The organism is Arenibacter palladensis (assembly GCF_900129275.1).
In the GTDB taxonomy this organism is placed as follows: domain Bacteria; phylum Bacteroidota; class Bacteroidia; order Flavobacteriales; family Flavobacteriaceae; genus Arenibacter; species Arenibacter palladensis.
On the sequence record NZ_FQUX01000001.1, the window covers coordinates 1,191,617 to 1,207,701 of the forward strand.

The following is a 16,085-nucleotide window of genomic DNA, read 5'->3' on the forward strand; positions in this document are numbered from 1 at the left end:
AACATAAACCAATCAACCATTCCTACTGTAGTGGGAGGGAAACAAATAATAATTAAGGAATGAAAATAGCCATTATTGGAGCAGGTAATTTAGGTCTATCCATAGCCAAAGGCATATTGAGTACCAATGGGGCCACTTCCATGGTCCTTACCAAGAGAAATCTTAGCGGGCTTAAGGAAATTGAAAAATACGGAATAGTTACCACCACTACGGATAACAGGGAAGCTGTATCCAAATCTGATATCCTGATTTTTGCGGTACAGCCGGGCCAATTTGTAAAAATTTTGGCAGAAGTAAAGGACATCCTTACGGACAAGCATGTTATTATTTCCACCATTACCGGGTTTAGTATTGCCAGAATGGAAGAAGTTATTGGGCCGGATCACTATATTATTCGTGCCATGCCCAATACGGCTATTTCTGTGGGAAAATCCATGACCTGTATTTGTAGTAACGAGAAAGGCACCAAGAGGGTAGACCTGGCCAAGGCAATTTTTAACCGTATGGGGCATTCCATGCAAATTCCGGAAGACCAGATGCAGGCCGCAACCGTTATTTGTGCCAGTGGAATTGCGTTTTGGATGCGATTGATTAGAGCCACCACCCAAGGGGCCATTCAATTGGGATTCGATGCCAAGGAAGCACAGGAATTGGCCATGCATACCTGTAATGGGGCTGCTAGTCTGTTGATAGAATCTGACAGTCACCCAGAAAATGAAATAGATAAGGTAACTACCCCAAGGGGATGTACCATTTCCGGATTGAACGAAATGGAACACCAAGGACTAAGCTCCTCCCTGATCAGGGGAATAGTAGCCTCATTTGACAAGATAAACGAAATAAAAAAAGGATAGCCTCTACCTTAAACCTTCAAGGTTAGTTTACAGGGGAGGTTCATAATACAATATAGAAGATGGAATTATTTGATGTATACCCTTTATATAACGTTACTCCCGTTTCGGCCAAGGGAATAGTGGTTACCGATGATAAAGGCCAGGAGTATTTGGATTTCTACGGCGGACATGCCGTAATTTCCATAGGACATTCCCATCCACATTATGTGAAAAGATTGAAGGAGCAGTTGGACAAGATCGGTTTTTATAGCAATGCTATCCAGAATCCCGTTCAGGAGGCCTTGGCACATAAACTGGGGGAACTTTCGGGCTGTGAAGATTACAATCTCTTCCTCTGCAATTCTGGGGCAGAGGCCAACGAAAATGCCTTAAAACTGGCATCGTTCCAAACAGGAAAATCCCGTGTAATTGCCTTTAAACATGGTTTTCATGGGAGAACCTCCGCAGCTGTGGCCGCCACTGACAATGAAAAAATAAATGCACCCCTAAACAAGCAACAAAAGGTAAGCATACTTCCCTTCGAGGATTTGGCCGCTTTTAAAAGCGAGATTTCCAAAGGGGATGTATGTGCTGTAATTATAGAGACCATTCAAGGGGTAGGGGGTCTGGACCAGCCTTCCCAAGAGTTTTATCAAAATATAGCCGCACTCTGTAAGGAAAATGGGGCCTTGTTAATTGCGGACGAGGTGCAATGTGGTTATGGAAGAAGCGGTAAGTTCTTTGCTTTCCAACACTTTGGCATTAAACCGGACATTATTACCGTAGCCAAGGGTATGGGCAACGGATTTCCCATTGGTGGCGTCCTGATCCATGATAGCATCAAAGCTTCCTATGGAATGTTGGGGACCACTTTTGGCGGGAATCATTTGGCCTGTGCAGCCGGATTGGCCGTTTTGGAAGTCATCGAAAAAGAAAATTTATTGGAAAATGCTGCCAATCTCTTTGAATACTTTAAGGAAAAGGCAGCCTCCATTCCACAAGTAAAAAGGGTAAAGGGAATGGGGCTTATGTTGGGACTGGAATTTGATTTTGAAGTGGCGGAGCTACGAAAGAAACTCATCCACAACCAATTTATGTTCACTGGCGGTGCCAGTGACAAACATGTATTGAGAGTATTACCGGCGTTGAATATTACCAAGGAAAATTTGGATCAGTTTTTTGATGCCTTAAAAAAGGAATTGGCATGAGTTTGTATTTGGAGATAGCCCAACGTAATGCGGTGCTAAATACCATGGCACAGCTGATCGATGCGGAACGAAATACCATCCTGGAGGTGAATAAAAAGGACCTCGAGGCCTATAATGGCGATGATTTGGCCATGTACGACCGACTCAAGGTGGACGATGCCAAAATTGATGGTATGATCCTATCCCTGCAACAGTTGGCAGGGCAGGAAGATCCCTTGGGCTTGGAGCGATTTAATTTTACCCATGAAAATGGGATGCACGTTAGCAATAAAACTGCCCCTTTTGGCACGGTCCTGATCATTTATGAATCCAGGCCCGATGTTACCATAGAAGCTGCTGCCATTGCCTTTAAATCGGGCAATAAAATATTGTTGAAGGGCGGTAAGGAATCGCTTCAAAGCAATTTGGTATTGGTGAATTTCTGGCATAAGTCCTTGGAGCAACACGGCATTTCCAAGGATTGGGTCACTTACCTGGAATTTAATAGGGAACAGACCCAGGCCTTTTTGGAAAAGCCTACCCAAAAGCTGGACCTGATAGTACCACGTGGAGGGGAAAAGCTGATCGCTTTTACCAAAAAACATGCTACCTGTCCCGTGATTGTCAGTGGTAGGGGAAATAACTTTCTTTACGTACATCCCAAGGCGGACCTAAAAAAGGCAATGTCCATTATCCTGAACGCCAAAACCACAAAGATATCGGCCTGTAATGCCTTGGATAAGGTGTTGGTAGATAGTGAACTGCCCAACAAGGAAGCTTTTATAAAAGATTTGATAGCTGAATTAAAAGCGAAGAAAGTAGAAATACTGGTAGATAACAGCCTGGCCAAAACAGAGGGGACTTCCGAAATTACTGGAGAGGAAAGCTGGTTTGAAGAATTTTTGGATTATAAGATCCTTATAGGGGAAGTGGGCAGTACCGAAGAAGCCATAGAGAAAATAAATACCTATGGCGGAGGACATTCCGCCGTTATCGTTACGGAAGAAGGGCCAGAAGCCGACCTTTTTATGAATTCCGTTGATTCCGCGGCAGTATATCATAATGTTTCAACCCGCTTTACGGATGGGGGACAATTTGGACTGGGCGGGGAATTGGCCATCAGCACCGATAAATTGCACCAAAGGGGGCCCATTGGTCTACAGCATTTGGTGACCAATAAATGGTATGTAAAGGGCGATGGACAAATAAGGTAGTAGCCAGACCTGAACAATAGGTCTAAAAAAAAGAGCATGCAGAAGAAAAGAATATTATTAAAAATAGGATCCAATACCCTCACCAAGGAAACGGACCATATCTCCAGGGGAAAAATTGAGGATATTGGTAGGCAGATAGCAAAACTTAAGGACAGTTACGAATTCATCATTGTAAGTTCCGGGGCCATAGCCGCAGCCAAGCAATTCGTGAAATTGGAACACAATGGGCAGGAGATTACCGTTAAACAGGCCTTGGCATCCATTGGGCAACCCCATTTGATGCGAATTTTTCAAGAGAATTTCAGGGAATTGGGATTGTTTACCTCCCAATGTCTTTTGTCCTATTCCGACTTTGAAAGGGAAGTTTCCAAAGAAAATATCTGCAATACCATCAACGTACTGGTAGCCAATAATTTTATCCCCATCATTAATGAGAACGATACGGTAGCGACCGATGAGATCAAGTTTGGGGACAATGATAAATTGGCGGCATTGACTGCTGCCTTGATGAAGGTAGATCTCTTGATCATTGCTACCAATACCGATGGCATTTACACCAAGGAGTCGTTCATTAACAAGAAGCCCGAAACCATTAGGTTGGTGAGCAACTTGGACGATCTGCAAAAGGAGGTCAGTAGCTCCAAATCCTCCCATGGAACAGGGGGAATGGAATCCAAGATCGAGGCGGCCAATATAGCCAGACAGGCCAATGTAGAGACTTGGATCGTAAATGGCCTACAGGACAATTTTATCATCGATGCCCTAGAAAACAAAACCGCTTTTACAACCATAAAATAAAAAAATGCAACACTATTTATCCTTAAAAGATATCGATTCCCTACCACAATGGGTAGAAGAAGCTAGATCATTAAAGGCGAATCCGCTTCAATTCAAAGCCTTGGGAGAGACCAAGACCATATGTTTGTTATTCTTTAACAATAGCCTAAGAACCCGTTTAAGCACACAGAAAGCGGCCATGAACTTGGGGATGGAGGTTATAGTAATGAACTTTGGAAGTGAAGGATGGGCATTGGAATATGGAGACGGCACTATCATGGATCAGGGCACTTCCGAGCACATCAAGGAAGCTGCACAGGTAGTGGCACAATATTGCGATATAGTGGCTATCAGGGCCTTTGCCTCCTTGTCCGATAAGGAAAAGGACGAGGCCGAAGTGGTCATGAACGGTTTTAAAAAGTATGCCGGGATACCCGTAGTGAATATGGAAAGTTCGGTGGGCCATCCGTTACAGGCTTTGGCAGATGCCATTACCCTTGCGGAAAACAATACCAAGAAAAGGCCAAAAGTGGTTTTATCATGGGCACCGCATCCCAAGGCATTGCCACATGCAGTGGCCAATTCCTTTGTGGAAATGATGCATTTGCAGGAGGCCGATTTTGTAATTACCCACCCCAAAGGATACGATCTAAATCCGGAGGTGACCAAGGGTGCCAAAATAGAATACGATCAGGACAAGGCTTTGGAAGATGCCGATTTTGTCTATGTTAAAAACTGGAGTAGCTATCAGGATTATGGGAAGGTGATGAACCAGGATAAAAAGTGGACCATGACCAATAAAAAGTTGGGCAATGCCAAGTTTATGCACTGCCTGCCCGTAAGACGAAATGTAGTGGTGGCCGATGAGGTTCTTGACGGGCCCAATTCCTTGGTGATTCAACAGGCCAACAACAGGACCTTTTCCGCACAGATCGTGCTGAAGAAGTTGCTGGAGAGTCTGGGTGCTTAGGCACAGTTGTCAGTGAACAGTGAACAGTGAATGACGAAAATAAGGGGCTCCTTCCCTTAGCAAGCCTGTCCCGCGTTTTCCGCGGGAGGACAAGGTGGCTTCTCCGACGATAGGAGGAGAAGACGGAAGGGATTGAAACCAAAGGTTAGTTGTTGTGTTCTAATTGTTTTATGTAGTGCCAAGCTAGGAGACTTTGCACAGTGGAAAGTGGTTTAATTTGAGCAAAAATATAATTTTGAAATACAAACATAGCTCCTCCCTTCAGATGAAGGGAGGTGGCTTCGCCCCAAGCGAAGACGGAGGGTTCTGAAAGCGCGGGTATAGGAACAAAAGAGAAAGTTTGGGTTTGGACCAAATAGTAGGGATTTCAAACTCCCCTTTCTTTCCCCGCTGTTGGCGGTATTATTCATTCCCCTCTTCGTTCCAAGAGGGGAGCTGTTTGGTTTGAGTAAAAAAATATAATTTTGAAATACGAATATTGCTCCTCCGTTCAGACTTGTGCTGAGCGGAGTCGAAGTGCGAAGGAAGGTGGCTTGGCCCCAAGCGAAGACGGAGGGTTCTGAAATCACGGATTTTGGAATAAGAACGAAAGTTTTGCGAGCTGTAAAAAAGGAATGACAAAAGATAAGCTACATACAAAAAAAGAACTTGCAGGATTCAGGAGTGAGCTTCGTTCCAATCTGTCTCCGGCCGAGGCTTTTCTATGGAAGCAATTAAGTTCACGTCAACTTGAAGGCAGAAGATTTACTAGGCAGCATAGTATTTCAAAATATGTGGTGGATTTTTATTGTGCATCGGAGCGTTTAATTGTGGAGTTGGATGGAGAAATCCACAACAATCCCCTGGCCATGGACTATGATGAAAAAAGAACTTCCTTTTTTAATGAAATGGGTTACAAAGTGATTCGATTTGAAAACAAAATGGTATTTGATCATTTAGAATCGGTATTAAGTGAAATAAAAGATAATTTTAAAACCTAAATAAGCTTCTCTCTTCAGACTTGTACTGAACGGAATCGAATGTGCGAAGGGAGATAAGTTCTCCAACAATGGGAGTTGAAGACGGAAGGTTCTGATGATAAGTATTTATGAATAAAGAAGTGTCGGGATAAAATCAGAAGTGGGAGATTTCGAATCTGCCTGACGGCAAGGCAGGCTCCCCTTTCTTTCCCCGCTGTTGACGGTGAAATTCATTCCCCTCTTCGTTCCAAGAGGGGAGCTATTTGATATGAGTAATAAATATAATTTTGAAATGTTAACAAGGCTCCTTCCCTTGGCAAGGGAAGGTGGCTTCTCCGACGATAGGAGGAGAGGACGGAAGGGATTGAAACCAAAGGCTGTTTGTTTTGAGCGAAAGGGACGAAGCAATCTCTTGAATATAAAAACAGATTGCCACGCTACACCTACCTATTGGTAGGCAGGCGGAGTCGAGACCTATTGGGAGAGACCTCAATAAAAGGACAGAAAGAGCTGGCCAGATAAAAACAGAGACCCAAGCGGAAAGTAAAAAAAGAGATGAAACAAAAACTATCTATAATAAAAATTGGCGGGAACGTAATTGAGAACGAAACCGAACTCAATAAATTCCTGGATTCCTTTTCTGCCATGCAAGGCCCTAAGATTTTGGTGCACGGCGGTGGCAAACTAGCTACCCAGATCGCTGAAAAATTGGGCATAGAATCCAAATTGGTAGGCGGGAGACGAATTACCGATGAAGAGGGACTAAAAGTAATCACCATGGTCTACGGCGGATTGGCCAACAAGAATATTGTGGCACAACTGCAGGCCAGGGGCGCCAATGCCATAGGGCTCAGTGGGGCCGATGGCAATACCATCCGAGCCGTAAAAAGACCGGTCCGTGAAATAGACTACGGATTTGCCGGGGATGTGGAGGAAGTAAATGCAGGGGCCATTGATAAATTGTTGCAGGCCGACTTTGTTCCGGTGTTTTGCGCCATTACCCATAACAAGGAAGGGCAATTGCTGAACACCAATGCCGATACCATTGCTTCGGAAGTGGCTATTGGGATGAGCGGTAAGTATGACACCACGCTCTACTATTGCTTTGAGAAGAAAGGGGTGTTGATGGATATTTCGGACGAGACCTCGGTAGTAAAACACTTGGAACCTAAGAACTATCAAGAACTATTGGAAAAGAAAATTATAGCGGATGGCATGCTGCCAAAATTGGAAAATTGCTTCCATGCGCTTCATAAAAATGTGGGCAAGGTCTGTATTGGGGATTTGGATATGTTAAACCCTAATGCTACTTTGTTTACCACAATTACCCTATAAACATGGATCAACAAATACTTACGGAAAAGGCTATTGCATTGTTACAGGAATTGATTTCAATTCAGTCGTTTTCCTCCGAAGAAGATAAGACGGCAGATGCTATTGAGGCATGGTTTAAAAAGTTCGAGATCCCTTTTAAAAGGGAAAAGAACAATGTTTATGCCTTTAACAAATACTATGACGAGAGCAAGCCTTTGCTGCTGCTCAACTCCCATCACGATACAGTAAAACCCAATTCGGCCTATACCAAAGACCCCTTTCATCCACATATTGAGGATGGAAAATTATTTGGACTGGGCAGTAACGATGCCGGCGGATGCCTGGTATCCCTGATCGCTACCTTCACCCATTTTTATGACCAGGAAAACCTGAGCCATAATATAGTGCTCGTAGCCTCTGCGGAAGAGGAAAGTTCCGGTCCCAACGGACTCAACAGTATGTTGCTCATCCTTCCAAAAATAGATGTGGCCATAGTGGGGGAGCCCACCTTGATGAATTTGGCCATTGCTGAAAAAGGTTTGGTGGTTTTTGAAGGCAAGGTCAGTGGAACACCATCCCATGCTGCCCACCCCAACGATAATAATGCCATTTACAATACCATTGAGGTACTGCAGTGGTTTAAGGACTATAAGTTTCCCAAGGTATCGGAAGTGCTGGGGGAAGTAAAGCTTACGGTAACCCAGATAAGTGCCGGGAATCAGCACAATGTGGTGCCCGGACATGTGGATTTGGTGATAGATGTACGGGTAAACGACTGTTACTCCAACAAGGAAATAGCGGACATACTTACTGCCGAAGCCCCCTGTGAGGTAAAGCCCCGTTCGTTGCGTTTAAATTCCTCTTCCATCAATAAGGAGCATCCCTTGGTAAAGTCGGGCTTGGCCTTGGGCAGAAGCAGCTATGGTTCGCCTACCCTTTCGGATCAGGCGGCCTTATATTGTCAGTCCTTAAAATTGGGGCCTGGCGATAGTACCCGTAGTCACTCTGCGGACGAATTTATTTATGTAGCGGAAATAGAAGAAGGAATAGATTTGTATATTAAGATCTTACAGGGATTCCTGAAACAATAAACAGTGAGCAATGAACAATTAACAATGTTGGTTTGTTCATTGTAATTGACCTTTAAAAAAACAAATAAAAACGACAAATGAACCGTGCCAAAACGAACTTCCTAATCTTATAAAGAGTTTAAAGGCGAACATCATTTGACTTATTAGAAACATTAAAAGATAAATAGTATAAATTAACCCGTTAACACAAGCATTGTTTATTGCTAATTGTTAATTGATAATTGAAAAATAGATGAAACTTTGGGACAAAGGATTTAGCACCGACAAAAAAATAGACCATTTCACGGTGGGCAATGATAGGGAACTGGATTTGCTTTTGGCAAAATACGACGTAATCGCCTCCAAGGCACATGCCAAAATGCTGGGTAAAATTGGTCTGTTGACGCTTAAGGAAACCGATTCTTTGGTAGCCGAGCTGGATAAAATTGCCAAGACTATAGAAAACGGCACCTTTACCATAGAGGACAGTTTTGAGGACATGCATTCCAAAATTGAGTTCCTGCTTACCCTTAGGTTGGGCGATGCCGGTAAAAAGATTCACACCGCCCGTTCCAGGAACGATCAGGTTTTGGTGGCCATGCATTTGTACCTAAAGAACGAATTAACGGAAATCAAGGACCAGACCAAGGACCTGTTCCACCTTCTTTTAAATTTGGCGGACAAGCACAAGAAAGTGATGTTGCCTGGCTATACCCATTTACAGGTGGCTATGCCCTCTTCCTTTGGACTTTGGTTTTCCGCCTATGCCGAAAGTTTGGTAGACGATCTGTATTTTGTGGATGCCGCCTATAAGGTAGCCGACCAAAATCCCCTAGGCAGTGCCGCCGGTTATGGAAGTTCCTTCCCTATAGACCGTAGTTTTACCACCGAGGAAATGGGCTTTGAAACCATGAAATACAATGTAGTGGCCGCACAAATGGGCCGTGGCAAGGTAGAGAAGGCAGCAGCCTTTGGTATGAGCAGTATTGCCGCCACCCTTTCCAAAATGGCGATGGACATCTGTCTGTATATGAGCCAGAACTTTAATTTTGTCTCCTTCCCGGATGAGCTTACCACAGGTTCCAGTATTATGCCCCATAAAAAGAATCCGGATGTGTTTGAACTGGTGCGCGGTAAGTGCAACCGACTCCAGACCGTGCCTAACCAACTGATCCTGATCACCAACAACCTGCCAAGTGGCTACCACAGGGACCTGCAATTGGTAAAAGAGGTGATAGTACCTGCCATACAGGACCTAAAGGCCTGTTTGGAGATCATGACCTTTAGTTTAAAGGAAATACGGGTCAACGAAAACATTTTGGACGATCCCAAATACGACTATTTGTTTAGTGTGGATACCCTGAACGAGCTGGTATTGAGCGGTATGCCCTTCCGTGATGCCTATAAGAAAATGGGCAAGGAGATCAACGAAGGCACCTTTACTCCCAAAAGGGACATACGCCACAGCCACGAAGGCAGTTTTGGCAATCTTTGTCTGGCAGAGATCAGAAAGAAAATGGACAAGATTTCCTGATCAGCAATCAGTAAACAGTTTACAGTGAACAGAGGGTTAAAGTCCGTCACTTCGAGTGATTTTATGAAGTGAAATGAAATAAAATTGTATCGAGAAGTAGACGATGAACAGTAAAAAGTGAACAGTTTTCACTGGTCAGTGAGCGGTTGATTTTCAAACTAATACAGAAAACAAAGAGCTCTTTCCCTTATCATGCCTGTCCCGCGTTTTCCGCGGGAGGACAAGGTGGATTCTCCGACAATAGGAGGAGAAGACGGAAGGGATTGAAAACCTAAGTCAAGGTATTTGTACACCAAGTTACTAAGGCAGGCTCGCGCCAGCGGGGGGACTTTGCACAGCGTGGGTACCAATATATCGGATAGTTTTATCGAGAATTAAATCCCCCTCCTTGGGAGGGGGCTAGGGGGAGGACATCATGGCAGGATGATCATTGCTTAGGGCGAAAACAAAGAGCTCCTTCCCTTAGCAAGCCTGTCCCGCGTTTTCCGCGGGAGGACAAGGTGGATTCTCCGACAATAGGAGGAGAAGACGGAAGGGATTGAAAACCCAAGCCATGGTATATTTTACACCAAGTTACTAAGGCAGGCTCGCGCCAGCGGGGGGACTTTGCACAGCGTGGGTACCAACATATCGGATAGTTTTATCGAGAATCAAATCCCCCTCCTTGGGAGGGGGCTAGGGGGAGGACATCATGGCAGGCTCCCGCCAACGGGGGGCATTGTTGTGCGGTCTTGCATTTTATCTGTTCATCAATCCCTTTATATCCTTTAATAATTCAATCGATGCTTCAATTTCTTCCTTTCTAATTGCTACACTTTCAATATTAAATCCAATAGGCAAATTTTTAGTTACACTATAATCAAGTATCTCTATTGCAATATTCTTGCAGAGATCAATTGATTTTGAAAGTATATCATTAGAATGCTTTAAATCATTATTTAACCATTTTGGAATGTCAATACCAAGCCATTCCATAAACTGCAAGGTCTTTAAGGAACCACAAGGTGTCAACGTAAAAATAATCGGTACCAAATCCCTTTCAGTCTCAATTGAAGTATAATAGTAATCTGAGAGGAAATCCTTAGTGTTATTAACACTGTAAACACATTGGGATATAAAAAAACTACATCCCTTATCTACTTTATCAAAAAGCCGAATATGCTCGTCCCCCTTTTTAATATGTCGTTCGGGAATTGCTACGCCTCCCAATAAAATTGAGGAATTTGAATGCTGATTTATTTTGTAAGCCTCATTAAGCGAAATGCCAGAAACCTGATTTTTTGATGGAGAACCTACAAAAACGGAACAATCAATATTATGAGAGTTTTGATAAATCCAACTCCTAAATTCATCAGCAGTATACTTGCCAACGCTTTTGTAAATAATCTTTGGGACTTTTAAATCGCTAAGATATTTATCACTGTAATAATTAGGAGCCAAGGTTGGCATAAAAGGAAAAGGTCTCGGAGAATCTGTCCTTGAAGATTCATCTTGGATATCGTATAAAACCAACCCATCAATTTTTAATCCTCTAAGCCTTTTAACTTGCTTATCAGCAATAATCCCAACTTTATCTTCCTCAGTATTTATCTTAGGAGGAGTTAATCCATAAAATAAAAAGCCTGATTCTTTATTGATAATTCTATCTTTTAACATTATTATCTTTCAATTTGCGAGCAATATTTGCATGCCGTACAACAAACGAATATAACAACTTGCTCCTATATATTTGTTTAAGCCTATCTTTTTTAGCACTTTATAGTATGCTATAGTTCATTGGTTTGCAATAATTTTGAGTAGTTGGGCAGCCGAGACACGAGCCTGCCTAAAGGCAAGGCAGGCGTGACGCCTGTCTCCCGACTAAGGCAGGCTCGCGCCAGCGGTGGGCAGTATCCCGAAGGGTATTGCGTATAGGTTTTGTTGGCGGTAGTTATTCTATACTATTTCCTTCTTCATCTTCTTCATATGGATCATATTCCACCTGACTGGTAATTCTTTCGTTTCCTAGTAGGTCAATTATTTTATTAGCGATTAAGTTCTTCCTTTGATTTATAAAGTCGGAATGCTTTCCTTCTTTTAAGTAGGTAATGCATAATTCATCTAAATAATGAGAATTAAATATTTCCTTAGATTTCTCAGGGAATTTTTTAATTGTGTAGTCTAGAAGTTCTAAATCATTCAAGTCTATAGTATGACTGTCTTTTAGGAATACATTAATACATGCTTTTACATTCAAGTCTTTATTGTTTGATAAGAAACCAAAATTATTACGACTTAAGGACGATAAGTTCTCGGTCAAATCAATGGCTTCTCCACTAAAAAAGTCTATAGGATTGTTAATTGCTAAAATCAAAGAAAATGTTTTGCTGTTAGCTACATTCAGTCTAAAGTCATCAAAACAGAGGTTGTCTATGCCAATTTCCTTATCAATCGGTATAGTATTTATTGAACCTTCTGCGAAATCACGAATATTCTGTAAATCACGAGAATTTTGACCCGTATTTGAAGCACCAAAGTGTCTTGAGATAGAAGTTTTCCAGAACCAAGTTTTGAGATGACTTATTTGCTCTTCCATTGGCTCCTGAGTTCTATTAAAGAATTCGACCATATAGGTGAGTTGCAAGCTGTAAGGTAGAAAAGCACTGGAAGGTAGAGGAAAATGGGACTGAATAAAATGAATAGCACGATCGTAGGCCTCTCTGCATTTGGATGACGCTTCTTTAAGTTCAGTCGAATTAAGTGTTCTTAATTTATCAACGTCTTCTCTATTTATTCCCAGTCCGGCACAAGCCGAAATATTCCTTAAAATGTGGTTTTCTGAAATATCATAATAACCTTTACTTTCACAGACTTCATTTACTTGTTTTATGGCGTCATTTAAGTCAAAATCGCCTTTCCATGTTGCTGCCCTCATTAAATCTACGATTGTAAGCTTCCTGCCTGTGCTATTTATCCTCTCGAATATAGGAGCCACTTCATTGATTGTCATTTCTCCAATTTTAACAACTGCTATTTTGTAGTCTTTTATTGACCTTAAAAGTTTCTCTGCATTTTTGAAAAGTTTTTCCTTTTTCGGATGTGCTTCAAAAGCTTTACACTGTGTAATAAAGTCACTAGTATTGAGCAATTTGTTCAATGGGAAATATTCTATCTTCAATTCATCTTTAGGGTAGATAAATCTCTCTTTATCTAAGTCAAAAGCAACATTCCATAGGCTTTTTGAGTTTTTACCGTCCCAGAATAAGGTTCCACATAAACTTGACACTCTTTGCTGCCCATCAAGAAGATAATTAGTAGGGTAGTATTCTGATGGCTGCTCCAGTTCAAGTTCGGCTATGTTTCTTTCACTAGCCAATTCCTCCGAAGATTGCCAAAGTAAAATACTGCCAATTGGATAACCATTATATATACTATCGAGTAGTTTGATTACTTCTTTTCTTTTCCAAACAAAAGGTCTCTGAAATTTTGGTAATCTAATATCTCCAGAGATAACGCCATTTACAATCTCCTCAATTCTTTGGATATCTGGTTTTGGATCTCTATACTTCATAAATGTTTTATTTTAAATGTTTCAGGCTCTTTTTCGACTCTATTCTTGTCGAAAATTTCCTTGTGTCTTCTGTCTAGTAACAACCTGGAGTTCATGTTCTGTAGGATATCATATTGATCAATGAGGTACTTAAAATTTGGGTATCCTAAATTCGGTTTATCAGAATAATAATTTATTGGGGTCATTGAATTATAGAAAATAAGTACTAACTCATCCGTAGATAATTGAGCTCTTACAATATTGCAGTAGAACTGCTTTTCTTGATCTCCAATTAAGTCTGTCTTGTGTACATATTTGAAAATATGGTAGAGGTTTCGGAAGTAGTGTCCGAGATTATATTGATATCTATGAAAAAACCTTTCATATTCAGTTTTAAGTATTTCCTCCTTATTTTCAATTGGCTCACTGATGAAATTTTCAATATCCTGATTAGTTAAGCCTTGTAGATTCTTTATTTCATCTTTTTCAAGTTTGTGAAAAAAATCATGTTGAATATCTCGATTTCCTTTAAAATCATTTACCTCCTTTGATTCGAGTTTAGTCAAAGCAGAAAACTTAAAATACTCGCATGTACTTCTATATTTTAAATCCTTAACTGCACCCACGAAAAACTCCCTTTTCTCATATGTTTCTCCATCAATGGGCTTTATTTTCAGTTTATCAACAATCTCGTTGTGCAGAGATAAGAGCTGGAAAAAGGTATTTTCAAATCTTTGCTTTTGTAGAGTCTCATTTTGTTTAATGAATTCACCTCTCGTTTCTTCTAATTCTTCTCTCTGTAGCTTTAATTCTCTTTTCTGTAGCAGTATCGTAAAAATTATTCCAGCAAATGCAAGCGCTGAAAACAGTGCATTGACTGCCCCGAATTTGTCACCAAATAATCCACGGACTTCATGACTTGTTAAAGTGTCAACATCCGACATAACTTTACTATCAATATACTGCCATGAGAAATACCAAAAGGCTATTACGAGGATAAATAGAATAAGACCTACTAATCCATCTTTAGAATTGTTCTCTTTTTTATTCTCACTCATATTTTTTATTTAATTACCGCCAACGGTCTGTATATGGTGTCGTGGCTGACGTTAGGAAGCCATGCACTATATACCTTGTTATAGGCAGGCTTTATTTCAATTTCATGATTTTTTAATCACTAATAGATGTTTTCTCTACTTTGGTGTAGATTGAGCAAATGAGAACCCAAGTCTTTCATCTTTCCAATCGCATTGTGATAGTTCTTCAATAAAAGGACAACCACCCATGCAAGTCTTTTGGAAGGCACAAGAAGTGCAACCATTGTTCAGAATATTATTTCTATACTTTTTGAAATAGGCATTGTTCTGCCAAATGTCAATCATTTTTTCTGTTCTTAAGTCTCCAAACCAATCAGTATTGGTCATAAAAGAACAAGGCATCATTCTTAAATTTTCATCAACAAAAGCAGAAAACCTTCCAGCATCACAACCCTCGTAAAATTCTGAATTCACATTCACATATTTTACTACTCCTGAGATACTACAACTATCAAAGCCAATTTTCAAAGCACCTTTACTTTGGTTTACTAAACCATAGAATTCTTTTAATTTTACCTTGTCTTTAAGTAACAAGGTCATGTCGGGTTTTCTTCCGATTGGTTTATAGTTCAGGAATATCAGAGAATTTATTCCTTCCAAGAAAGCTGGTGGATTTCTTAACCATTCAATTGCTGTATTGATAGTTTGACTATCCGTTACAAAGTGAACATTTGCTTTTATTCCATATTCAAATAGTTTTTCAAGATGTTTTCTGAACTCGGTGTATGGTTCGTAAGCACTAATAGCAACAGAGCCGCATAATTCTTTTGTTGCTTTCAAAATGTCAGGGGTAAGCCCTCTACCATTTGTGGTGTAACATGGAACAATTCCATGTTCAACAGTAGTCTCAAGTATCCTTATAAAGTCGGGATGTTGATTTGGATTTCCACCGCCCAGTGCAACTTGGAAAACATCCATTTCCTTTGCTTGCTCCATGATTAATTTGTAATCGCTAAGCAGCATGTGATTTCCTTTTGGTGTTGATTTTCTATAACAAAAAGAACAACCTTGATCACACCAGTTAGTAATACTTATATCCAATAATTCTGGCCCGTGCATAGCCCAAAGAGGTTCTGGATAACCTTTTTCCTCTGCACGTACAAAATATCCAGTCTTTTTATTAAATAAAACTGAATAATGCTGCTCTGCATACTTTTTATGAACTATATTTTTGTTTTTACCAACCATCTTCTTGAGCATCGATATATAAATTACTACTTTCTATAATGAAATCATCGGTGCAAAAGAAGCATTCAGTTTCATCAGTATCACTGCTTAGTTTACCTATATAAACATTTTTACCATTTTTTTCTGCTTCAAGAATTTTGGGTAATACTTCTTTGCCACTTTTCCAAAGCCTTTCTTCTATAAACTCTTCAAATGTGGAGTAGGCGCCAGAATAGTGTTTTTCATAATACACTCTTGCTGGCTCCATGTCATCTTTAAATGCATTGAATAAGGATTTGTATATATCTAAGAAATTTGAATCATCTTTTATTCCAATTGCTTCGATGAAGTCTTTAAAATTGAACTCACCATCACTGATTATCACAAATGAAGTTGAAGAGCTATTTGTTACGAAGTCATATCTTATTTTCATT

At 40.8% G+C, this 16,085-nt stretch carries 14 protein-coding genes; 9 read left to right on the top strand and 5 right to left on the bottom strand.

From position 1 onward, the window contains the following. Positions 1-59 precede the first annotated feature (59 nt). The 9 genes from proC (at position 60) to argH (ending at position 9,858) form a co-directional block, all read left to right on the top strand. Positions 60-854 carry a pyrroline-5-carboxylate reductase gene (proC, locus tag BUA60_RS04795; RefSeq protein ID WP_072860549.1) on the top strand — a complete coding sequence of 265 codons (795 nt, stop codon included), beginning with the start codon at positions 60-62 and terminating at the stop codon, positions 852-854. 59 nt (positions 855-913) lie between these two features. Then, positions 914-2,041, top strand: a complete 1,128-nt coding sequence (locus tag BUA60_RS04800; RefSeq protein WP_072860550.1) for an aspartate aminotransferase family protein — start codon at positions 914-916, stop codon at positions 2,039-2,041. After that, the gene (locus tag BUA60_RS04805; RefSeq protein ID WP_072860551.1) at positions 2,038-3,234 is read left to right on the top strand and encodes a glutamate-5-semialdehyde dehydrogenase; all 1,197 of its coding nucleotides are present in this window, start codon (positions 2,038-2,040) and stop codon (positions 3,232-3,234) included. Before BUA60_RS04800 ends, BUA60_RS04805 begins: the two co-directional genes overlap by 4 nt. 36 nt (positions 3,235-3,270) lie before the next feature. Further along, positions 3,271-4,032 carry a glutamate 5-kinase gene (gene proB, locus BUA60_RS04810; RefSeq protein WP_031445526.1) on the top strand — a complete coding sequence of 254 codons (762 nt, stop codon included), beginning with the start codon at positions 3,271-3,273 and terminating at the stop codon, positions 4,030-4,032. Positions 4,033-4,036: 4 nt separating this feature from the next. Next, positions 4,037-4,981: a Rossmann-fold NAD(P)-binding domain-containing protein gene (locus BUA60_RS04815; RefSeq protein WP_072860552.1), complete on the top strand. Its 945-nt coding sequence runs from the start codon at positions 4,037-4,039 to the stop codon at positions 4,979-4,981. A gap of 614 nt (positions 4,982-5,595) precedes the next feature. Continuing rightward, on the top strand, positions 5,596-5,961 hold the full coding sequence (locus BUA60_RS04820; protein WP_072860553.1) for an endonuclease domain-containing protein: 366 nt from the start codon (positions 5,596-5,598) through the stop codon (positions 5,959-5,961). A gap of 534 nt (positions 5,962-6,495) precedes the next feature. Continuing rightward, the gene (gene argB / locus BUA60_RS04825) at positions 6,496-7,275 is read left to right on the top strand and encodes an acetylglutamate kinase (protein ID WP_072860554.1); all 780 of its coding nucleotides are present in this window, start codon (positions 6,496-6,498) and stop codon (positions 7,273-7,275) included. A 2-nt stretch (positions 7,276-7,277) separates the two neighbouring features. Continuing rightward, entirely contained in the window at positions 7,278-8,345 is a 1,068-nt protein-coding gene (locus tag BUA60_RS04830; protein WP_072860555.1) for a M20 family metallo-hydrolase, read from the top strand. A 232-nt stretch (positions 8,346-8,577) separates the two neighbouring features. Then, entirely contained in the window at positions 8,578-9,858 is a 1,281-nt protein-coding gene (argH, locus tag BUA60_RS04835) for an argininosuccinate lyase (protein ID WP_072860556.1), read from the top strand. Between the two features lie 738 nt (positions 9,859-10,596). Here the strand turns inward: argH and BUA60_RS04840 are convergent. The 5 genes from BUA60_RS04840 to BUA60_RS04860 form a co-directional block, all read right to left on the bottom strand. Then, entirely contained in the window at positions 10,597-11,514 is a 918-nt protein-coding gene (locus BUA60_RS04840; protein ID WP_072860557.1) for a methylenetetrahydrofolate reductase, read from the bottom strand. 274 nt (positions 11,515-11,788) lie between these two features. After that, on the bottom strand, positions 11,789-13,408 hold the full coding sequence (locus tag BUA60_RS04845) for a DUF262 domain-containing protein (RefSeq protein ID WP_072860558.1): 1,620 nt from the start codon (positions 13,406-13,408) through the stop codon (positions 11,789-11,791). Beyond that, a complete protein-coding gene (locus BUA60_RS04850; RefSeq protein WP_072860559.1) occupies positions 13,405-14,445 on the bottom strand; it encodes a putative phage abortive infection protein in 1,041 nt (346 codons plus the stop codon). The genes BUA60_RS04845 and BUA60_RS04850 overlap by 4 nt, the downstream gene beginning before the upstream one ends. 135 nt (positions 14,446-14,580) lie before the next feature. Beyond that, a complete protein-coding gene (locus BUA60_RS04855; RefSeq protein WP_072860560.1) occupies positions 14,581-15,684 on the bottom strand; it encodes a radical SAM/SPASM domain-containing protein in 1,104 nt (367 codons plus the stop codon). Beyond that, complete coding sequence (locus BUA60_RS04860; RefSeq protein ID WP_072860561.1) at positions 15,662-16,084, bottom strand: hypothetical protein; 423 nt, start codon at positions 16,082-16,084, stop codon at positions 15,662-15,664. The genes BUA60_RS04855 and BUA60_RS04860 overlap by 23 nt, the downstream gene beginning before the upstream one ends. Position 16,085 lies beyond the last annotated feature (1 nt).

What these genes read in the sequence shown, in the direction of transcription:
- proC (WP_072860549.1), top strand. Translation starts at nt 60, where the DNA reads ATGAAAATAGCCATTATTGGAGCAGGTAATTTAGGTCTATCCATAGCC.
- BUA60_RS04800 (WP_072860550.1), top strand. Translation starts at nt 914, where the DNA reads ATGGAATTATTTGATGTATACCCTTTATATAACGTTACTCCCGTTTCG.
- BUA60_RS04805 (WP_072860551.1), top strand. Translation starts at nt 2,038, where the DNA reads ATGAGTTTGTATTTGGAGATAGCCCAACGTAATGCGGTGCTAAATACC.
- proB (WP_031445526.1), top strand. Translation starts at nt 3,271, where the DNA reads ATGCAGAAGAAAAGAATATTATTAAAAATAGGATCCAATACCCTCACC.
- BUA60_RS04815 (WP_072860552.1), top strand. Translation starts at nt 4,037, where the DNA reads ATGCAACACTATTTATCCTTAAAAGATATCGATTCCCTACCACAATGG.
- BUA60_RS04820 (WP_072860553.1), top strand. Translation starts at nt 5,596, where the DNA reads ATGACAAAAGATAAGCTACATACAAAAAAAGAACTTGCAGGATTCAGG.
- argB (WP_072860554.1), top strand. Translation starts at nt 6,496, where the DNA reads ATGAAACAAAAACTATCTATAATAAAAATTGGCGGGAACGTAATTGAG.
- BUA60_RS04830 (WP_072860555.1), top strand. Translation starts at nt 7,278, where the DNA reads ATGGATCAACAAATACTTACGGAAAAGGCTATTGCATTGTTACAGGAA.
- argH (WP_072860556.1), top strand. Translation starts at nt 8,578, where the DNA reads ATGAAACTTTGGGACAAAGGATTTAGCACCGACAAAAAAATAGACCAT.
- BUA60_RS04840 (WP_072860557.1), bottom strand. Translation starts at nt 11,514, where the DNA reads ATGTTAAAAGATAGAATTATCAATAAAGAATCAGGCTTTTTATTTTAT.
- BUA60_RS04845 (WP_072860558.1), bottom strand. Translation starts at nt 13,408, where the DNA reads ATGAAGTATAGAGATCCAAAACCAGATATCCAAAGAATTGAGGAGATT.
- BUA60_RS04850 (WP_072860559.1), bottom strand. Translation starts at nt 14,445, where the DNA reads ATGAGTGAGAATAAAAAAGAGAACAATTCTAAAGATGGATTAGTAGGT.
- BUA60_RS04855 (WP_072860560.1), bottom strand. Translation starts at nt 15,684, where the DNA reads ATGCTCAAGAAGATGGTTGGTAAAAACAAAAATATAGTTCATAAAAAG.
- BUA60_RS04860 (WP_072860561.1), bottom strand. Translation starts at nt 16,084, where the DNA reads ATGAAAATAAGATATGACTTCGTAACAAATAGCTCTTCAACTTCATTT.